The 18303-nt window shown below is 64.5% G+C and carries 16 protein-coding genes; 14 read left to right on the forward strand and 2 right to left on the reverse strand.

Annotated elements, in window-relative coordinates:
• The 14 genes from BT173_RS14895 (at position 1) to BT173_RS14960 (ending at position 16637) form a co-directional block, all read left to right on the forward strand.
• Positions 1-1737, forward strand: coding sequence for a peptidoglycan D,D-transpeptidase FtsI family protein (locus BT173_RS14895; RefSeq protein WP_072429460.1), 1737 nt, complete (start codon positions 1-3; stop codon positions 1735-1737).
• Entirely contained in the window at positions 1734-3230 is a 1497-nt protein-coding gene (locus tag BT173_RS14900; RefSeq protein WP_072429461.1) for a UDP-N-acetylmuramoyl-L-alanyl-D-glutamate--2,6-diaminopimelate ligase, read from the forward strand. The genes BT173_RS14895 and BT173_RS14900 overlap by 4 nt, the downstream gene beginning before the upstream one ends.
• Entirely contained in the window at positions 3227-4612 is a 1386-nt protein-coding gene (locus tag BT173_RS14905) for a UDP-N-acetylmuramoyl-tripeptide--D-alanyl-D-alanine ligase (protein ID WP_245794190.1), read from the forward strand. The genes BT173_RS14900 and BT173_RS14905 overlap by 4 nt, the downstream gene beginning before the upstream one ends.
• The gene (gene mraY, locus BT173_RS14910) at positions 4613-5698 is read left to right on the forward strand and encodes a phospho-N-acetylmuramoyl-pentapeptide-transferase (protein WP_072429463.1); all 1086 of its coding nucleotides are present in this window, start codon (positions 4613-4615) and stop codon (positions 5696-5698) included. It begins immediately after the preceding gene.
• 12 nt (positions 5699-5710) lie between these two features.
• Positions 5711-7084 (forward strand): UDP-N-acetylmuramoyl-L-alanine--D-glutamate ligase, encoded by a 1374-nt coding sequence (gene murD, locus BT173_RS14915; protein WP_072429464.1) that lies wholly within the window; start codon positions 5711-5713, stop codon positions 7082-7084.
• A 9-nt stretch (positions 7085-7093) separates the two neighbouring features.
• Positions 7094-8254 (forward strand): putative lipid II flippase FtsW, encoded by a 1161-nt coding sequence (ftsW, locus tag BT173_RS14920; RefSeq protein WP_373279673.1) that lies wholly within the window; start codon positions 7094-7096, stop codon positions 8252-8254.
• A 179-nt stretch (positions 8255-8433) separates the two neighbouring features.
• Complete coding sequence (gene murG / locus BT173_RS14925) at positions 8434-9477, forward strand: undecaprenyldiphospho-muramoylpentapeptide beta-N-acetylglucosaminyltransferase (RefSeq protein ID WP_373279674.1); 1044 nt, start codon at positions 8434-8436, stop codon at positions 9475-9477.
• Positions 9474-10868 (forward strand): UDP-N-acetylmuramate--L-alanine ligase, encoded by a 1395-nt coding sequence (murC, locus tag BT173_RS14930; protein WP_072429465.1) that lies wholly within the window; start codon positions 9474-9476, stop codon positions 10866-10868. The genes murG and murC overlap by 4 nt, the downstream gene beginning before the upstream one ends.
• Positions 10865-11797 (forward strand): D-alanine--D-alanine ligase, encoded by a 933-nt coding sequence (locus BT173_RS14935; RefSeq protein ID WP_072429466.1) that lies wholly within the window; start codon positions 10865-10867, stop codon positions 11795-11797. The genes murC and BT173_RS14935 overlap by 4 nt, the downstream gene beginning before the upstream one ends.
• Positions 11798-11961: 164 nt before the next feature.
• The gene (locus BT173_RS14940) at positions 11962-12693 is read left to right on the forward strand and encodes a cell division protein FtsQ/DivIB (protein ID WP_072429467.1); all 732 of its coding nucleotides are present in this window, start codon (positions 11962-11964) and stop codon (positions 12691-12693) included.
• A 39-nt stretch (positions 12694-12732) separates the two neighbouring features.
• Positions 12733-13971 carry a cell division protein FtsA gene (gene ftsA / locus BT173_RS14945; RefSeq protein WP_072429577.1) on the forward strand — a complete coding sequence of 413 codons (1239 nt, stop codon included), beginning with the start codon at positions 12733-12735 and terminating at the stop codon, positions 13969-13971.
• A 73-nt stretch (positions 13972-14044) separates the two neighbouring features.
• Positions 14045-15226, forward strand: a complete 1182-nt coding sequence (gene ftsZ / locus BT173_RS14950; RefSeq protein WP_072429468.1) for a cell division protein FtsZ — start codon at positions 14045-14047, stop codon at positions 15224-15226.
• Between the two features lie 314 nt (positions 15227-15540).
• On the forward strand, positions 15541-16452 hold the full coding sequence (lpxC, locus tag BT173_RS14955) for a UDP-3-O-acyl-N-acetylglucosamine deacetylase (RefSeq protein WP_373279675.1): 912 nt from the start codon (positions 15541-15543) through the stop codon (positions 16450-16452).
• 2 nt (positions 16453-16454) lie between these two features.
• Positions 16455-16637, forward strand: coding sequence for a hypothetical protein (locus BT173_RS14960; protein WP_072429470.1), 183 nt, complete (start codon positions 16455-16457; stop codon positions 16635-16637).
• A 64-nt stretch (positions 16638-16701) separates the two neighbouring features.
• Here BT173_RS14960 and yiaA read toward each other — a convergent pair whose 3' ends face one another.
• The gene (gene yiaA, locus BT173_RS14965; protein WP_072429471.1) at positions 16702-17133 is read right to left on the reverse strand and encodes an inner membrane protein YiaA; all 432 of its coding nucleotides are present in this window, start codon (positions 17131-17133) and stop codon (positions 16702-16704) included.
• 143 nt (positions 17134-17276) lie between these two features.
• The gene (locus BT173_RS19675) at positions 17277-17810 is read right to left on the reverse strand and encodes a hypothetical protein (protein WP_175545612.1); all 534 of its coding nucleotides are present in this window, start codon (positions 17808-17810) and stop codon (positions 17277-17279) included.
• Between the last annotated feature and the right edge of the window lie 493 nt (positions 17811-18303).

Here is an 18303-nt window from a genome sequence, read left to right on the forward strand (position 1 = left end):
ATGGCTTACCGCACCAACGCGAATCTCTCGCTCAAGCTGCAGATGTGGCGCGCCTGGCTGGTGCTGGGCGGCCTGGTGCTGCTCTTCCTGATCCTGATCGGCCGCTCGGCCTATCTGATGGGTTTCAAGGAAGAGTTCCTGCGCGAGCAGGGCGAGGCACGCTACTTCCGCAAGCTGACCCTGGCCGCCAACCGCGGCATGATCACCGACCGCAATGGCGAGCCGTTGGCCATCTCCACCCCGGTGCAATCGGTGTGGGCCAGCCCGGCCGATATGCCCGAGCTCACGAGCCAGCAGCTGAATTCGCTGGCCAAGGCGCTGGGCATGAAGCCGGAGGAAGTGAAGAAGAAGCTGGCCAACAAGAAGCGCGACTTCGTCTTCCTCAAGCGCCAGATGAGCCCGGAAGCGGCCACTCGCGTGATCGGCCTCGCCATTCCCGGTGTGTCCAAGCAGACCGAGTACCGGCGCTACTACCCGGCCGGCGAGGTGATGGCGCACGTGATCGGCTTCACCGACATCGACAACAAGGGCCAGGAAGGCTTCGAGTTGACGCGCGAAAGCATGCTGGCCGGCAAACCGGGCAGCCGCCATGTGATCCGCGACCGGCGTGGTTACATCGTCGAGGACGTGACCAGCATCGAGAAGCCGCGCGATGGCCAGACCCTGACCCTGTCAATCGACCGCAAGATCCAGTACTTGGCCTTCCGCGAGCTGAAGAACGCCGTAGACACCCATAAGGCTAAAGGCGGCGGCATCGTGGTGCTGGACGCGCGCACCGGCGAGGTGCTGGCTCTGGCCAACTATCCGAGCTTCAACCCGAACAACCGCGGCCGCTACGACCCGGCCGCGCGCCGCAACCGCGCGATCACCGATCTGTACGAGCCCGGCTCGACCATGAAGCCGATCAGCATTGCGGCGGCCCTGGAAAGCGGCAAATTCAAGTCCAGCACGGTGATCTCGACCAATAACGGCACGCTGACCATCGGCCCGGCCACGATACGCGACACGCATAGCTACGGCCCGCTCACGCTGGGCGGCATCGTGCAGAAATCGTCGAACGTGGGCACGGCCAAGGTCGCCCTCGACCTGCCACGGGAATATCTGTGGAACTTCTACGACTCGGTAGGCATAGGCGAAGCGCCACGCAGCGGCTTCCCCGGCGAAGCCAGCGGCCGCCTGCGGCCCTGGAAGACCTGGCGGCCGATCGAGCAGGCCACCATGTCCTATGGCTATGGCCTGTCGGTCAGCCTGTTGCAGATGGCCAAGACGTATCAGGTATTTGCCACCGATGGCGAAATTCGCCCGGTGACCTTTCAGAAACAAGTGGCCCCGTTGCCGGGCACGCACGTGATGAGTGCAGAAACGGCGCAGGAGGTAAGAGCGATGCTGGAAACGGTGACCCAACCAGGCGGAACGGCCCTGCGCGCGCAGGTGGTCGGCTATCGCGTGGGCGGCAAGACCGGTACCGCGAAGAAGCTGCAAGGTGGCGCCTACACCGACAAGACCTATGTGGCGTCCTTTGTCGGCATCGCGCCGATCTCCAACCCACGCCTGATCGTGGCGGTGATGATCGACGAGCCAAATGCCGGCTCCTATTACGGCGGCACGGTGGCAGCCCCCGCCTTCAGCAATGTGGTGGCCGGCAGCCTGCGCATGCTGGGTGTGCCGCCCGATGCGCCCTTGAACAATATCCTGCTGCCCGATCCGAACGAGCCGGAAGTGAAGGAGGAAACATGAAGCCAGTGAGCTGGACCCTGCCTCCACTGGATTGGGCGGCGATCGATGCGATTGCCGCAGGTCGCCGCATCGTTGCCGATAGCCGCCGGGTCAGCCCCGGCGATGCCTTTTTGGCCTTCCGCGGCGAATACAGCGATGGCCGCGCCCATATCGGCAATGCGATTGCCGCCGGCGCCGGCTGCGTGCTGTGGGAAAGCGACGACTTCAGCTGGCAGCCGGCATGGCAGGTACCCAATCTGGGCATCCCTGCCCTGCGCGCCCAGGCCGGCATCGTCAGTGCCCATCTGCTCGGCAACCCGAGCCAGGATCTGTGGTGCGTGGGCATTACCGGCACCAATGGCAAGACCAGCTGCGCACACTGGCTGAGCCAGGCCTTCACCCTGCTCGGCCAGCGCCCGGTCATGCTTGGCACGTTAGGCTACGGTTTTCTCGATGCACTGGAAGAAGCCAGCCACACCACGCCCGATGCGGTACGCGTGCAGAACCTGCTCGCCCAGTACCGCGCGGCCGGCGCCAGCCACCTGAGCATGGAAGTCAGCTCGCACGGACTCGAGCAAGCACGCGCGCATGGCGTGGCCTTCGATGTGGCGGTGCTGACCAATCTGACCCGCGACCACCTCGACTACCACGGCGATATGGCCAGCTATGGCGCAGCCAAGCGCAAGCTGTTCGACTGGGAAGGCCTGTCGGCCGCGGTGATCAATGCCGATGACGCCTATGGCGCCGAGCTGCTCAGCCAGCTGCCAGCGGAACTGGCGCTCGGTTACGGGCTCGAAAACGGCGCGCTGCGCGCCACCAGCCTGATCAGCGATCTGTCGGGCATGCAGCTGCAGATCAGCTCGCCCTGGGGCGAGGCGACGCTGCGCAGCCCGCTGCTCGGTCGCTTCAATGCCTACAACCTGCTCGCCTGCCTGGGCGTGCTGCTGAAAAGCGGCGTGGCGCTCGATACTGCCTGCGCCGTGCTCGGCCAGATCGAGTCGGCCAAGGGGCGCATGCAACGCCTGGGCGGCGGCGCCAAGCCGCTGGTGGTGGTCGACTACGCCCACACGCCGGATGCGCTCGAGAAGGCACTGGCCACGCTGCGCGAAGTGATGCCCAGCCGGCGTCGCCTCTACTGCGTATTCGGCTGCGGCGGCGACCGCGACCGCGGCAAGCGCCCGCTGATGGGCCGTATTGCCTGCCAGCTGGCCAATACCGTGATCATCACCAACGACAACCCGCGCACCGAAGATCCGCGCCAGATCATCCGCGACATCCTCGATGGCGTGGATGGCGCGGCGGCCGAGCAGGGTCAGCACGGTGATTACAGCGTGCAGAGCGACCGCGCCGCGGCGATCCGCTCGGCCATCGAACTGGCCGAGCCGGGCGATGTGGTGCTGATCGCCGGCAAGGGTCATGAGGAATATCAGGACGCGAATGGTGTGAAGGCGCCGTTCAGCGATGTTGCAACTGCCGAGGCCGCCCTGGCCCACTGGAAAGCCCTAAAAGCATGAATCAAGCAATGCTGCCCCTGTCAGTCACCGCCAGCGCCGTCAACGGCCAGCTGCTGGGTGAGGCCGCGGCCAGCTTTCTGCGCGTGAGCACCGACAGCCGCGATATCCGCGCCGGTGATCTCTTCGTCGCCCTGAAAGGCGAGCGCTTCGATGGCCACGACTATGCCGAGCAGGCGCTCGCACAGGGCGCAGCCTGCGTGCTGGTGGAAGCCGGCCGCCTGCCCGCGCTGGCCGGCAACCGCATTGAAGTGGCCGACACCCTGGCCGCACTCGGCCAGCTGGCCGCCTTCTGGCGCCGCCAGTTCAGCGCCCCGGTGGTCGGTGTTACCGGCACCAATGGCAAGACCAGCGTGAAGGAAATGCTCGCCGCCATCTTGCGCAGCAAGGTCGGTGACGCCGCCGTGCTGGCCACGGCCGGCAATCTGAACAACCACATCGGCGTACCGCTGATGCTGCTGCGCCTGCGCGCCGAGCACCAGTTCGCGGTGCTGGAAATGGGCATGAACCATTTCGGCGAGATCCGCTACCTGACCAAGATGGCCAAGCCCGATGTGGCCGTGGTCAATAACGCCGGCGCCGGCCATCTGGAATTCCTCGGCTCGGTCGAGGGTGTGGCCCAGGCCAAGGGCGAGATCTTCGAAGGTCTGGCGGCCGATGGGCGCGCGGTAGTCAATGGCGATGACGCCTATGCCGCGCTGTGGCGCGGTCTGGCCGGCCACCGGGCCGTGCTGGCTTTTGGCTTGAACGGCGGCGATGCCCATGCCGAGCAGCTGCAGATCGAGGCGCTGCAAAGCCGCTTCACGCTCTGCCTGCCCAGCGGGCGCGCCGACGTGCTGCTCAAGGTGCCTGGTGAACACAATGTGCGTAATGCGCTGGCCGCCGCCGCCGCCGCCCATGCACTGGGCCTGGCGCCGGTCGAGATCGCCGCTGGCCTGGCCAGCTATGCCGGCACCAAGGGTCGCCTGCAGCAGAAGCAAGCTGCCAATGGCGCGCTGGTCATCGACGACAGCTACAACGCCAACCCGAATTCCATGCGTGCCGCCGTGGATGTGCTGGCTGCACAGGCTGCGCCGCGCGTGCTGGTGCTCGGCGATATGGGCGAGATCGGCAGCGATATTGCCGAACACCATCGCGCCATCGGTGCCTATGCGCAGGCCGCCGGCATCGAGCGCCTGTTCGCCACCGGCGAGCAAATGCAGCAGGCCGTGGCCGCCTTTGGCGCTGGTGCCAACTGGTTTGCCAACCACACCGCCCTGCTGCGTGCCCTGAATACCGAACTGACCCCGACCAGCACCGTGCTGGTGAAGGGATCGCGCTTCATGCAGATGGAGCGCGTGGTGAATGAATTGACCCAGCCGGCTGCCGGCAAGGGGGAAAACTAAATGCTGCTCTTACTGGCTAACTGGCTCGGCGACTCGGTCCGCGCCTTCAATGTGTTCAACTACATCACGCTGCGTGCGGTGCTGGCCACCATGACCGCGCTGTTCATCAGCTTCCTGCTCGGCCCCTGGGTGATCCGCAAGCTGACCGAGCTGAAGGTCGGCCAGGCAGTGCGCAATGACGGCCCGCAGACCCATCTGGTCAAGGCCGGTACGCCCACCATGGGCGGCACACTGATCCTGCTGTCGATTGGCCTGACCACGCTCCTGTGGGCCGATCTGTACAACAAATATGTGTGGGTGGTGCTGCTGGTCACCCTGGGCACCGGCGTGATCGGCTTTGTGGACGATTACAAGAAAGTGGCGCTGAAGAACCCCAAGGGCCTGACCAGCCGCCAGAAGCTGTTCTGGCAATCGCTGATCGCCATCGGCGCCGGGCTCTACCTCGCCAATAGCGCCACCCTGCCGGCCAATACCGAATTCATCGTGCCCTTCTTCAAGCACATCGCCTACCCGTTCGGCACGGTCGGCTTCCTGGTACTCACCTATCTGGTCATCGTCGGCACCTCGAATGCGGTGAACCTGACTGACGGCCTAGATGGCCTGGCCATCCTGCCCACCGTGATGGTGGCGATGGCCCTGGCCATCTTTGCCTATGTGGCCGGTCACGCCAAGTTCGCCGCCTACCTGCTGCTGCCGCATATCCCCGGCGCGGGCGAGCTGGCGGTGTTCTGTGCGGCCATGGCCGGCGCCGGTCTCGGCTTTCTGTGGTTCAACGCTTACCCGGCCGAAGTGTTCATGGGCGATGTGGGCGCGCTGGCCCTGGGCGCCGCACTCGGCACCGTGGCCGTCATCGTGCGCCAGGAAATCGTGCTGGCGGTAATGGGCGGCGTGTTCGTCGTGGAAGCACTGAGCGTGATGATCCAGGTGGCCAGCTTCAAGCTGACCGGCAAGCGGGTATTCCGCATGGCGCCCCTGCACCATCACTACGAATTGAAGGGCTGGAAGGAAACCCAGGTGGTGGTGCGTTTCTGGATCATCACCATGCTGCTGGTCCTGGCCGGCCTTGCCACCCTGAAACTGCGTTAAGGAAGCCGATTCATGCACCTCGCGGGCAAACACATCACCGTCGTCGGTCTGGGCATCACCGGTCTGTCGGCCGCCAAATGGCTGGCACGGCATGGTGCGGTCGTCACCGTGGCCGATAGCCGCAGCACGCCGCCAGGGCTCGATGAGCTGCGCGCGCTGCTGCCGCAGGTGCCGGTCAAGCTCGGCGCATTCACCGAATCGACCTTTGCCGGCGCCGAGCTGCTGGTGGTAAGCCCGGGCGTGCCGCTGGCCGAGCCGCATATCGCCGCCGCAGTCGAACGCGGTATCGAGGCGATCGGCGATATCGAGCTGTTCGCGCGCGCGCGCCTGGCCGTGGATGCGAAGTCCAAGGTGATCGCCATCACCGGCTCGAACGGCAAGTCCACCGTGACCAGCATGGTGGGTGCCATGTGCGAGGCGGCCGGTCTGAACACCATCGTGGCCGGCAATATCGGCACCCCGGTGCTGGATGTGGTCACCGAGATCGAAACCGAAGCCCGCCCCAAGCCCGATGTGTGGGTGCTGGAGCTGTCGAGCTTCCAGCTGGAAACCACCTTCAGCCTGGCGCCCGATGCGGCCGCCGTGCTGAATGTGAGCGAAGACCATCTCGATCGCTACGACTCGATGCTCCACTACGCGATGGCCAAGGCGCGCGTGTTCGAAGGCCTGGGCGCCATGGTGCTGAACCGCGAGGACGGCTACTGCCGCGGCATGGCCCGTGCCGGCCGCCAGGTGTTCTGGTTCGGCCTCGATACCCCGCGCTCGCCCACCGAGTACGGCCTGCGCAAGATCGGCACCGATTTCGAGCTGGTCTGCGGCGACTTCGCCCTGATGCTGGCATCCGAGCTGCCGCTGGCCGGCTTGCACAATGCGGCCAATGCGCTGTCGGCCCTGGCGCTGACCCGTGCGATTGGCCTGCCCACGCTGCCGCTGGTGTCGGCACTCAAGCGCTTCAAGGGCTTGCCGCACCGTGTGGAGTTCGTGGCCGAGGTGGCGGGCGTGCGTTACTACGACGACTCCAAGGGCACCAATGTGGGCGCTACCGAAGCGGCGCTGAAAGGCATGACTCAGCCGGTGGTGCTGATCGCCGGTGGCGATGGCAAGGGCCAGGACTTCAGCCCGCTGGCCGCGGCCTGCCAGGGCAAGGTGCGCGCCGCCGTGCTGATCGGCCGCGATGGCCCGCAGGTGCGCGCCGCGCTGGCTGCGACCACGGTCAAGCTGATCGACGCCAAGAGTATGGAGGAGGCGGTGCAACTGGCTGCGGCCGAGGCCCAGGTGGGCGATGCCGTGCTGATGTCCCCGGCCTGCGCCAGCCTCGATATGTTCAAGAACTACGCTCATCGCGCGGAAGTGTTTATCGCCGCGGTGAAGGCATTGGAGCACTAAGCAGTGAAGCTGTTCTATCAGGCCCTCAAGCGGCGCCCCAGCATGCACGGCTATGACCAGTCCCTGGTCTGGTCGGTGCTGCTGCTGCTCGCCGTCGGCCTGGTCATGGTCTATTCGGCCTCCATCGCCGCGGCCGATGTGGACCGTGATACCGGTTTCCGCTCCGGCTACTACCTGGTGCGCCACAGCATCTTCCTGGTGGTGGCATTCTCGGCCGCCTTTATCGCCTTCCAGATCCCGATCCGGGTCTGGCAGCAGTACGCGCCCTATCTATTCCTGATCGGCACCGCGCTGTTGATCATGGTGCTGATTCCCGGCGTGGGGCGTGAGGTTAATGGCTCGAAGCGCTGGCTGTCGCTGTTCGTGATCAATCTGCAGCCCTCCGAGCTGATGAAGTTCTTCGTGGTGCTGTACGCGGCCGACTACACGGTACGTAAGGCCGCCTATATGCACAGCCTGGTGAAGGGCTTCTTCCCCATGTTCGTGGTCATGCTGGTCACTGGCGTGCTGCTCCTGGCCGAGCCGGACTTCGGCGCGCTGACCGTGATCACCGCCATCGCCATGGGCATCCTCTTCCTTGGCGGTTTCGACTGGCGCCTGTTCGGCGGCCTGATGGTGGCCCTCTTGGTCGGCTTCGTGCTGTTCATCGTGATCGAGCCGTACCGGATGGCGCGCGTGGTCGGCTTCATGGACCCGTGGAAAGACCCATACGGCAAGGGCTATCAGCTCTCGCATTCGCTGATCGCCTTCGGGCGCGGCGAATGGTTCGGCGTCGGCCTTGGCGGCTCGGTCGAGAAGCTCAGCTATCTGCCCGAGGCGCATACCGACTTCCTGATGGCCATCATCGCCGAGGAATTCGGCTTTGTCGGGGTCACGCTGGTGGTGCTGCTGTTCGCCTGGCTGGTGTTCCGCGCCTTCGCCATCGGCATCCAGGCCGCCAAGCTCGAACGCTATTACTCGGCCCTGGTCGCCCAGGGCATCGGCATCTGGCTCGGTGTGCAGTCGGTGATCAATATCGGCGTGAACGTTGGCCTCCTGCCCACCAAGGGCCTGACCCTGCCCCTGCTGTCCTTCGGCGGCTCCGGCATCCTGGCCAATCTGGTCGCGCTGGCGGTACTGCTGCGCGTGGATTGGGAGAATCGCCAGATGATGCGGGGGTACACAGTGTGAATGCGCGAGAACTACTGGGCGTGCGCTGCGAGGTATGGGCACCTTTTGGTGCACAACTGCCTGCCGGCATATCGACCCCGGCCATGATGACCAGCGTCGGTGGCGGTCGAGGCGCCGCAGCACGTACTGCAGCGCAGTCCTCGCGCGGCGAGGCCTTGCCGCGCCGTACCCTGCTGGTCATGGCCGGCGGTACCGGTGGGCATATCTTCCCGGCGCTGGCCGTGGCCAAGGAAATGCAGGCACGTGGCTGGCAGGTGGTGTGGCTCGGTGCGCGCGGCAAGATGGAAGCAGAGCTGGTGCCCAAGCACGGCATCCCCATCGAGCTGCTCAGCATCGGCGGCGTGCGCGGCCAGGGCCTGGTGCGCAAGCTGGTGCAGCCGCTGGAGCAGGCGATTGCCTTATGGAAGTCGGTCGCGGTGATCTTCCGTCACCGGCCCGATGCGGTGATCGGCTTTGGCGGCTTTACCGGCTTCCCGGGTGGCATTGCCGCCACGCTGTTGTGGAAGCCGCTGATCGTGCACGAGCAGAACTCGGTGGCCGGCCTGACCAATAAGCTGCTGTCCCATCTGGCCGAGCGCGTGCTGACCGCCTTCCCGAGCGCCTTTCCCAAGCAGGGACAGCTGGTCGGTAACCCGGTGCGCCCCGATATTGCCGCCCTGCCCGCGCCGGCCGAGCGCTTTGCGCACCGCACGGGTCCGCTGCGCGTGCTGGTGGTGGGTGGCAGCCTGGGCGCGGCCGCCCTCAATAGCGCGGTGCCCAAGGCGCTGGCCTTGCTGGCACCCGAGCAGCGCCCGCAGGTCATCCACCAGGCGGGCAGCAAGCAGATCGAACAACTGCGCGCCAACTACGCCGAAGCCGGCGTGGCCGGCGAGTGCGTGGCCTTTATCGACGATATGGCGCAGGCCTATGCCGAGGCCGATCTGGTGATCTGCCGTGCCGGCGCGCTGACCGTGGCCGAGCTCGCTGCCGCCGGGGTGGCATCGATTCTGGTGCCGTTTCCGCATGCCGTGGATGACCACCAGACCGGCAATGCCCAATACCTGAGCGAGGCCGGTGCCGGCCTGCTTATCCAGCAGCGCGAACTGACGCCCGAGTGGTTGGCCGCGCAGCTGGGCGAACTGAAACGCGAGCGCCTCGTGAGCATGGCCGAGGCGGCCAGAAACAAGGCCTTGCCCGCTGCCACCCAGGTGGTGGCGGACATCATTGAGGAAGTAACAGCATGAAACACAAGGTCAAACGCATCCATTTCGTCGGCATCGGTGGTGCCGGCATGTGCGGCATCGCCGAGGTGCTGCTGAATCTGGGTTTCGACGTGTCGGGCTCGGACCTGGGCGAAAGCGCGGTCACTGCGCGTCTGCGCGAAGCGGGCGCCATGGTCTTCATCGGCCATGACGCGGCCTACCAGCAGCATGCCGATGTGGTGGTCACCTCCACCGCGGTGAAGGCCGACAACCCGGAAGTGCTGGCCGCGCGTGCGCGCCAGGTGCCGGTCATTCCGCGCGCCATGATGCTGGCCGAGCTGCTGCGCTTCCGCCAGGGTATTGCGGTGGCCGGTACGCACGGCAAGACCACCACCACCAGCCTGATCGCCTCGATCCTGGCCGAAGCCGGTCTCGACCCCACCTATGTGATTGGCGGCAAGCTGACCGCGGCTGGCACCAATGCCAAGCTCGGCCGCGGTGACTTCATCGTGGTGGAAGCGGACGAATCGGACGCGTCTTTCCTGATGTTGCAGCCGGTGCTGGCCGTCATCACCAATATCGATGCCGACCATATGGACACCTATGGTCACGACTTCGTGAAGCTCAAGCAGGCCTTCCTCGATTTCATCAGCCACCTGCCTTTCTATGGCCGCGTGGCGCTGTGCATCGACGACCCGAATGTGCGCGCCATCCTGCCCATGGTGTCCAAGCCGGTCACCACCTATGGGGTGAGCGCGGATGCCACGCTGCGTGCGGAAAACATCCGTGCGCTGCCGGGCGGCAAGATGCAGTTCGACGCGGTGTGGAAGAACGGCATCGAGTACCGGATCGCCATCGAGCTGAACGCGGCCGGCCACCACAATGTGCTGAACAGCCTGGCCGCCATCGCTATCGGCCTCGAGGTCGGTGCCTCGGAAAGCGCCATCCAGAAGGCGCTGGCCGACTTCGGCGGCGTGGGTCGGCGCTTCCAGCACTACGGCGAGGTGGCCCTGCCCCACGGCGGCAGCGCCGTGGTCATCGACGACTACGGCCACCACCCGGTCGAAATGGCCGCCACCCTGTCCGCCGTGCGCGGCGCCTACCCGGACAAGCGTTTGCTGCTGGCTTTCCAGCCGCACCGCTACACGCGCACGCGCGACTGTTTCGAAGACTTCGCACGCGTGCTGTCCAGCACCGATGCCCTGGTGCTGACCGAGGTGTATGCCGCCGGCGAAACCCCCATCGTGGCGGCCGATGGCCGCGCGCTGACCCGCGCCGTGCGCGTGCACGGCAAGGTCGAGCCGCTATTCGTCGAAGACATCGCCGCCCTGCCGGCCGCTATTCTTGAACACGCCCGCGACGGCGATGTGATCGTCACCATGGGTGCCGGCTCCATCGGCGCCGTGCCGGGCAAACTGGTAGCAAAAGCATGAACAAGTACGGAAAAGTCGCCGTCGTGATGGGCGGTAGCTCTTCGGAGCGCGAAGTGTCGCTGATGAGCGGCGCTGGCGTCTTGGCCGCGCTGCAGTCGCGCGGCGTGGATGCACACCAATTCGACCCGAGCGAAAAGCCGCTCTCAGCACTCAAGGATGAGGGCTTTGAGCGCGCCTTCCTGATCCTGCACGGCCCGGGTGGCGAGGACGGCACGATTCAGGGTGCGCTTGATTTCATGGGCCTGCCTTATACCGGCTGCGGCGTGATGGCCTCGGCCATCGGCATGGACAAGCTGCGCACCAAATTGCTGTGGCGCGCGCTCGGCCTGCCGATTCCGGCCTTCGAGCTGCTGGACGAGCACAGCGACTTCGCCGCGGTGGAGGCGCAGCTCGGCCTGCCGCTGTTCGTAAAGCCGGCCACCGAGGGTTCCAGCATCGGCGTGATCAAGGTCAAGGAGGCCGGTGAGCTGAAGGCCGCCTTTGAAGAAGCGCGCAAATACGACCGCCTGGTGCTGGCCGAGCAGTTCATCGGCGGCGGCGAGTACACGGCGCCCATCATGGGCGACGCGGTGAACGGTTACACCGTGTTGCCGATGATCAAGATCGAGCCGGCCACCGAGTTCTACGACTACCAGGCCAAGTACTTCCGCGACGACACCGTCTACCGCTGCCCCTGCGGCATCGCCCCGGCCCAGGAGGCCGAGATCGCCGAGCTGGTCAAGCAGGCGTTCTGGGCCATCGGCGGGCAGAGCTGGGCGCGCGTGGACTTCCTGATGGACGAGCTGGGCAACCCTTACCTGCTGGAGGTGAACACCGCCCCGGGCATGACCAGCCACAGCCTGTTCCCCATGGGTGCCAAGGCCGCCGGCCTCAGCTACGAGGACATCGTGCTGCGCATCCTCGATACGACTTTGTCGGGTAAGGCGTGAGGTGTTAGGGCTGAGGTGCAGTGCCGTGAAAAGGATAAGCAGATGAGCGCTTGGCAGGCAGTGAGCAGGTTTGACGCGAGCAGCGCCGGTGGCATGGCCACGGCGGCAGGCACGCGCACGCCTCACGCCTCACGCCTCTCTCCTGACTGCGGGGGCATCGGCTGATGTGGGACAAACCACAGGCATTGAACTGGCTGGCCAATCTCTTAATCGGCCTTGCCGTGCTGCTGTTCCTGTATGCCGCGCTGCTGGTGATCATCCACTCGCCGCTGTTCCCGGTGCGGCAGATCAAGGTCGAGGGCAGCCTCGCCCATGTCACGCGCGAGCAGTTGCAATACATCGTGAAGAACGAGCTCAAGGGCACCTTCTTCACCCTGGACCTGAACAAGACACGCTCGGCTTTCGAGAAACTGCCCTGGGTGCGCCAGGTCAATCTGCGCCGGCGCTGGCCCGACCGGCTCGATGTGACCATCGAGGAGCATGTGGCGCTGGCGCGCTGGGGCACGGTGGGGCTGTTGAATACCCATGGCGAGCGTTTCGACGCCGCCAGCAATGAAGTACTGCCGGTGCTGGAAGGCCCGGAGGGCAGCGAGCAGGAAATGGCCTTTGGCTATATCGGCTTTCGCAACCAGCTGGCCGTCATCGGCCGCAAGCCCAACCATCTATGGCTGTCGCCGCGCCGCGCCTGGCGCCTGCAGCTAGATGGCAAGTTATTGGTGGAAATCGGTCGGGACAACCCCGAGCAACGCCTGGCGAAGTTCGTGGATGCCTATCCGCGCACGCTGGCGGTGATCACCCAGCCGATTTCCTATGTGGATTTGCGTTACCCGAACGGGTTCGCAGTCCGGCTACCCGGCGGCTTGCCCGCCGCCAGGCCGGCGCCCAAGGCGACCTGAGCGCGGGGCGGTAATGAATAGTGCTTTTGGAGAATGACGGTGAATAAACCGAACACAACGAAGAACCTGCTGGTCGGCCTCGACATCGGTACCTCGAAGATCGTGGCACTGGTGGCGGAAGTGCTGCCCGATGGCCGCATGGACATCATCGGCCTGGGGCAGGCTCCGTCCAAGGGCCTGAAAAAAGGCGTGGTGGTCAATATCGAGTCCACGGTCGGTGCCATCCAGCGCGCGCTGGAAGAGGCCGAGCTGATGGCCGACTGCAAGATCCGCGAAGTGCTGACCGGCATCGCCGGCAGCCATATCCGCAGCTTCAACTCGCACGGCATGGTGGCGATCAAGGACAAGGAAGTCACCCAGGCCGATGTGGACCGGGTGATCGAAACCGCCCGCGCGGTGAACATCCCCACCGAACACCAGATCCTGCACATCCTGACCCAGGAATTCATCATCGACGGTCAGGAAGATGTGAAGGAGCCGCTGGGCATGAGCGGCGTGCGCCTGGAAGTGAAGGTGCATATCGTCACCGGTGCCATCTCCGCCGCGCAGAACATTACCAAGTGCGTGCGTCGCTGCGGCCTGGAGATGAATGACCTGATCCTGCAGCCGCTGGCCAGCGCGATGAGCGTGCTAAGCGAGGACGAGAAGGAGCTGGGCGTCTGCCTGATCGATATCGGCGGCGGCACCACCGATATCGCGGTGTTCTGCGATGGCGCGATCCGTCATACCGCGGTGATTCCGATTGCCGGCGACCAGATCACCAACGATATCGCCATGGCCCTGCGCACCCCGACCAAGGAAGCCGAGGACATCAAGCGCGCGCACGGCATTGCCCTGCGCCAGCTGGCCGACCCGCAACAGATGATTGAAGTACCGGGCGTGGGCGAGCGCGGACCGCGCCAGCTCAACCGCCAGACCCTGGCCGAGGTGATCGAGCCGCGCGTGGAAGAGCTGTACAGCCTCGTGCAGGCCGAATTGCGCCGCTCGGGCTTCGAGGAACGCCTGTCCAGCGGCATCGTGATTACCGGTGGCTCGGCCCAGATGCAGGGCATGGTCGAACTCGGCGAGGAAGTATTCCACCTGCCGGTGCGCCTAGGCGTGCCCAAGTACGTGGGCGGCCTGGCCGAAGTGGTGAAGAACCCGCGCTTTTCCACCGCCGTGGGCCTCTTGGTACTCGGCAAGCAGCAAGCACAGCGCAATGGTTTCAAGGCGATGCAGGGCGCCAGCTTCGGCGGCCTGATCGAACGCATGAAGACGTGGTTTCAGGGCAATTTTTGAGTTGAAAGCCGGCGGCAGCCTGCTGCCGGCACTTTCTTATTAAGTAGTTAGTTCGGGCAAAGAGGAGAGAGCAATGCCTATTTCGTTTCTGGAAGCAGCGCAGGACATTGCACCAGTCGCCAGAATCAAGGTGATCGGTGTCGGTGGTTGCGGCGGTAATGCCGTCGATCACATGATTGATTCGGGTGTCACCGGCGTGGAATTCATCTGCGCCAACACCGATGCACAGGCTTTGAAGCGCAACCGCGCCGATAACGTGGTGCAACTGGGTGGCAACCTGACCAAGGGCCTGGGCGCTGGCGCCAACCCGGACATCGGCCGCGCCGCGGCAGAAGAAGACCGTGAACGTATCGGCGAACTGCTCGATGGCGCCGATATGGTGTTCATCACCGCCGGCATGGGCGGCGGCACCGGCACCGGTGCAGCCCCCATCGTGGCGCAGATCGCGCGTGAACGCGGCATCCTGACCGTGGGCGTGGTCACCCGTCCGTTCGCCTTCGAAGGCAAGCGCCAGAAGGCCGCGCAAGCCGGTATCGAAGAGCTGAACAAGTACGTCGATTCGCTGATCATCATCCCGAACGACAAGCTGATGCAGGTGCTCGGCGATGATGTGTCCTTCAAGGATGCCTTCAAGGCCGCCGACGATGTGCTGCGCGGCGCCGTGGCCGGCATCGCTGAAATCATCAATGTGCCGGGCCTCGTGAACGTGGACTTCGCTGACGTGAAGGCCGTGATGACCGAGATGGGCATGGCGATGATGGGTTCAGCCCATGCCGAAGGCGTGGACCGCGCGCGCATTGCCGCCGAAGCGGCCGTGGCCAGCCCGCTGCTGGAGGATGTGAGCCTGAACGGCGCGCGTGGCGTGCTGGTCAATATCACTGCCGACTACAGCCTGAAGATGCGCGAAGTGCACGAGGTGATGGATGCGATCAAGGCCTACACGGCCGAGGACGCACGCATCATCTTCGGTACCGCCTTCGACGAGAATATGGGCGACAAGATCCGCGTGACCCTGGTGGCCACCGGTCTGGGCGGCCGTGAGGCGAAGAAGAGCCCGAATCTGCACATCGTGCAGCGCACGGGTACCGACGATATGCCGGCCCAGATGGACTACGAGCAATACGACCAGCCAGCCGTATTCCGCACCGGCCGCCGCGCCGGCAGCGTGAATGCCGCGGTCGAATCGCCGCGTGGCACCGTGTTTGCCGGTGGCGACATGGACATTCCGGCCTTCCTGCGCAAGCAAGCTGACTGATACGGATGGGAGAGCGTCTACTGCGCACCCCGATTTCGCACCTGCGATGCTCGCCGTACATAGCGTACGGCTGCGCTTCTCGGCGCGAACTCGGGGCGCTCGCTACGACGCCTTCCCATCCTTGCCGTGTGGCATAAGGTGATGAGGGAGCGGATTCGTGCAGTGAGATCATTCACTGCCGTCTCCGTCATGGGTTTTACGCCTCACCCCTAGCAACCTCACGCCTAACGGCCTGATAGCAAGGTTCAATCAGTATCGAATTTGCCATACGGTAAAATCGAGGCATTGTTACCGGTATAAAGCGCCCGTCCATGATCTATCAACGCACTCTGAAATCGCCGATTCACGCTGTTGGCGTTGGCCTGCACTCGGGCGAGAAGGTGGAACTCACCCTCTCGCCGGCGCCGGCCGATACCGGCATTGTGTTCCGGCGCGCCGATCTGCCCGAACGGCCGTCTTTCAGGGTGGGTCCCGACCTCGTCAACGACACCCGACTCTCTTCCACGCTCGTCAAAGACGGCGTGCGGGTGGCCACCATCGAGCACCTGATGTCGGCCTTCGCCGGCCTCGGCATCGACAATGTGCTGGTGGATGTGACCGCGTCGGAAATGCCGATCATGGACGGCAGCGCGGCCCCCTTCCTCTACCTGATCCAGCAGGCTGGCGTGGTCGACCAGAAGGCCAAGAAGCGCTTCGTGCGGGTCAAGAAATCGGTCGAGGCGGTCGAGGGCGACAAATGGGTGCGCCTGCATCCGCATGAGGGTTACAAGGTCAAGCTGACCATCGAATTCAAGCATCCAGCGTTTCAGAAATCGGCCCAGACCGTGGAGCTGGATTTCGCCCAGACCTCCTACATCAAGGAAGTCGCGCGCGCGCGCACCTTCGGCTTCATGCACGAGGTCGAATACATGCGCACCAATAATCTCGGCCAGGGCGGCAGCATGGAAAACGCCATCGTGCTGGACGAGTACAAGGTGCTGAACCAGGAAGGCCTACGCTTCGAGGACGAATTCGTGCGCCACAAGGTGCTCGACGCGATTGGCGATCTGTACATCCTGGGCCACCCGCTGATCGCCAGCTTCGAAGGCTTCAAGTCCGGCCACGCAATGAACAACAAGCTGCTGCGCGTGCTCTTGGCCGACCCGGATGCCTGGGAATACGCGAGCTTTGATAGCCCGGAAGACGCACCGTCTTCCTTCCACCGCTATCTACCCAACCAGATCTGACCATGTTCCTGCTGCTGCGCATCCTGTTCGTGGTCCTGCTGGTGTTGTGGGCCTTCTTCCGCTGGAAGGAGAAAAGCACCGCCGAGCTGCGCTGGCAGCGGCGCCGCCATGCTGTGCAATGGGTGGCAGCCGGTGTTGCCGTCATCATAGTCATCGGCCTGTTTATCGAACGGCTGCTCAGCTAGTGGCACAGGCAATAAAAAACGTCGGCAAGGGGCCGACGTTTTTTATTGGGTGCCGCGCTAGCGATTACTGCGCTTCCTGCTGCACGCCCTCTTCCTTGAACAGAGCCAGATCGCGCACATTCTTCTGTGCGGCCACGGCGGCAAACAGACTCAGCACAAAGGCCATCGCATAAAAGCCCTTCTCGCTCGACGCCAGCGTGGCATTCCACAACCCCACCGCCAGCAGCAAAATCGACAATCCCAGCGACAGCCAGCACAGGCCAAAGTAGATGCCGGTGACCGGCACACCTTCGAGCTTGTCGCGTACGGTCTTTTGCAGCGATACGGCCGAGAAGAGGCCGTACATGAGCAGGGTGAAGTAGTAGCCCTTCTCGTTCAGCTGCAGGGTCGAATTCCACAGGCCCAGGCAGTAAGTCGCCATGCCCGCCACCAAGGCCGCCCAGGACGCGCCCACAAAGGCACTGGTCGGCCGATTCAATCTGCTCTTGCTATCCATCATTCCTCCCTATTGTTCATGCGCTATGCCGCCTGCATCACGGCAGCGCGACTGTAACCCGTCCCGGCACGCACCGCGATAGTCGGCCATGGGTAATCTGGCATAGCGCACAGCGCCATAAGCTCAGCCGGCCGTGGCCGACGCTAGGCGCGGGCGCGCCGCAACAGGCTCACACAGGCCGGGTACAGCAGCCGATGCAAGAAGCCCGACAGGACAGCGGCCACGGTAGCGACGATGGCCGGGAGCACCGCGCCGAAAACAAAGGTCATGCCCAGCACGAAGCCAAACAGATACTCGAGCCGATAAGTAGGCAGAACCAGCCCGGCCGCCAGCACGGTAAAGAACAGGCCGGTGGTCAGCGCGGTATAGCCGGCCAGGAAGGCGCCGGACAAGGCAAGACCCAGCAGCAAGGCCCCAAGCCAGGCATAACGGACAGCAGACCAGCCCTGCGCCTGGGACGCCAGCCGACGCGCAACCGTGTAAGCCGCCGCCCAACCGAGCAAGGGCAGCGCCAGCAGCCCCCACCAGTTGGAAATGGCCGGCAGATCGGGGCTATTGAGCAAATGGTGACTGCGCACGCCACCGTGGCTGAACTCCCAGGCCAGGTGAGCCAGCACCACACCAAGCCCCAAGCTAAACCCCAGCCAGCTGCGCTGAAGCGCGTTTTGCTGCGTCATGTGTTGCTCCATCAACAGGCTTCCTCTTGTTTATTCATCGGTTTAGCGGCTTCGCCGCGAATGCCACGCTAGGCGTGGTTTGGAGCGGGAGTGCGTCCCGCAGCCGCCTTACTTTTCTTGTCTTGCCAAGAAAAGTAAGCAAAAGAAGGCGCGCCCGCTAAGCCGGTCGCTACGCGACTGCCCTGCGCTTGGGCACTTTAGCGGGCGGCGGCAGAACTCGCCCGCTATGCGGGCTCAAACAGCTGCCGCCGACGGCCCCCGCCAAAGCACCCAAGCTCCGGCGACTTAGAGGGCATCAGGGCGCAGCTCCACCTGCCTAGATTTGTTGTGACCGTGGACGAGTTTCTGTGATTTGCTTGCGGTCTGTCTCCAGCGCATCGCAACTCACGGCACCCTCACCCCAACCCCTCTCCCGGAGGGAGAGGGGCAAAACAGCGCGCCGTTTTTTCGGCGCCGATGCTCAAGCACTGCCAGTTCCACGGAGCACCCCATG

Origin of the sequence: Chitinimonas taiwanensis DSM 18899, from assembly GCF_900119825.1 — a bacterium.
Lineage (GTDB): Bacteria > Pseudomonadota > Gammaproteobacteria > Burkholderiales > Chitinimonadaceae > Chitinimonas > Chitinimonas taiwanensis.

Excerpts from the sequence above, each read along its gene's own strand:
- murG (WP_373279674.1), top strand. The coding sequence starts at position 8,434 with ATGGCCGGCGGTACCGGTGGGCATATCTTCCCGGCGCTGGCCGTGGCC.
- ftsZ (WP_072429468.1), top strand. The coding sequence starts at position 14,045 with ATGCCTATTTCGTTTCTGGAAGCAGCGCAGGACATTGCACCAGTCGCC.
- BT173_RS14960 (WP_072429470.1), top strand. The coding sequence starts at position 16,455 with ATGTTCCTGCTGCTGCGCATCCTGTTCGTGGTCCTGCTGGTGTTGTGG.
- BT173_RS14900 (WP_072429461.1), top strand. The coding sequence starts at position 1,734 with ATGAAGCCAGTGAGCTGGACCCTGCCTCCACTGGATTGGGCGGCGATC.
- BT173_RS14940 (WP_072429467.1), top strand. The coding sequence starts at position 11,962 with ATGTGGGACAAACCACAGGCATTGAACTGGCTGGCCAATCTCTTAATC.
- murC (WP_072429465.1), top strand. The coding sequence starts at position 9,474 with ATGAAACACAAGGTCAAACGCATCCATTTCGTCGGCATCGGTGGTGCC.
- BT173_RS14905 (WP_245794190.1), top strand. The coding sequence starts at position 3,227 with ATGAATCAAGCAATGCTGCCCCTGTCAGTCACCGCCAGCGCCGTCAAC.
- BT173_RS19675 (WP_175545612.1), bottom strand. The coding sequence starts at position 17,810 with ATGACGCAGCAAAACGCGCTTCAGCGCAGCTGGCTGGGGTTTAGCTTG.
- BT173_RS14935 (WP_072429466.1), top strand. The coding sequence starts at position 10,865 with ATGAACAAGTACGGAAAAGTCGCCGTCGTGATGGGCGGTAGCTCTTCG.
- mraY (WP_072429463.1), top strand. The coding sequence starts at position 4,613 with ATGCTGCTCTTACTGGCTAACTGGCTCGGCGACTCGGTCCGCGCCTTC.
- BT173_RS14895 (WP_072429460.1), top strand. The coding sequence starts at position 1 with ATGGCTTACCGCACCAACGCGAATCTCTCGCTCAAGCTGCAGATGTGG.
- yiaA (WP_072429471.1), bottom strand. The coding sequence starts at position 17,133 with ATGGATAGCAAGAGCAGATTGAATCGGCCGACCAGTGCCTTTGTGGGC.
- murD (WP_072429464.1), top strand. The coding sequence starts at position 5,711 with ATGCACCTCGCGGGCAAACACATCACCGTCGTCGGTCTGGGCATCACC.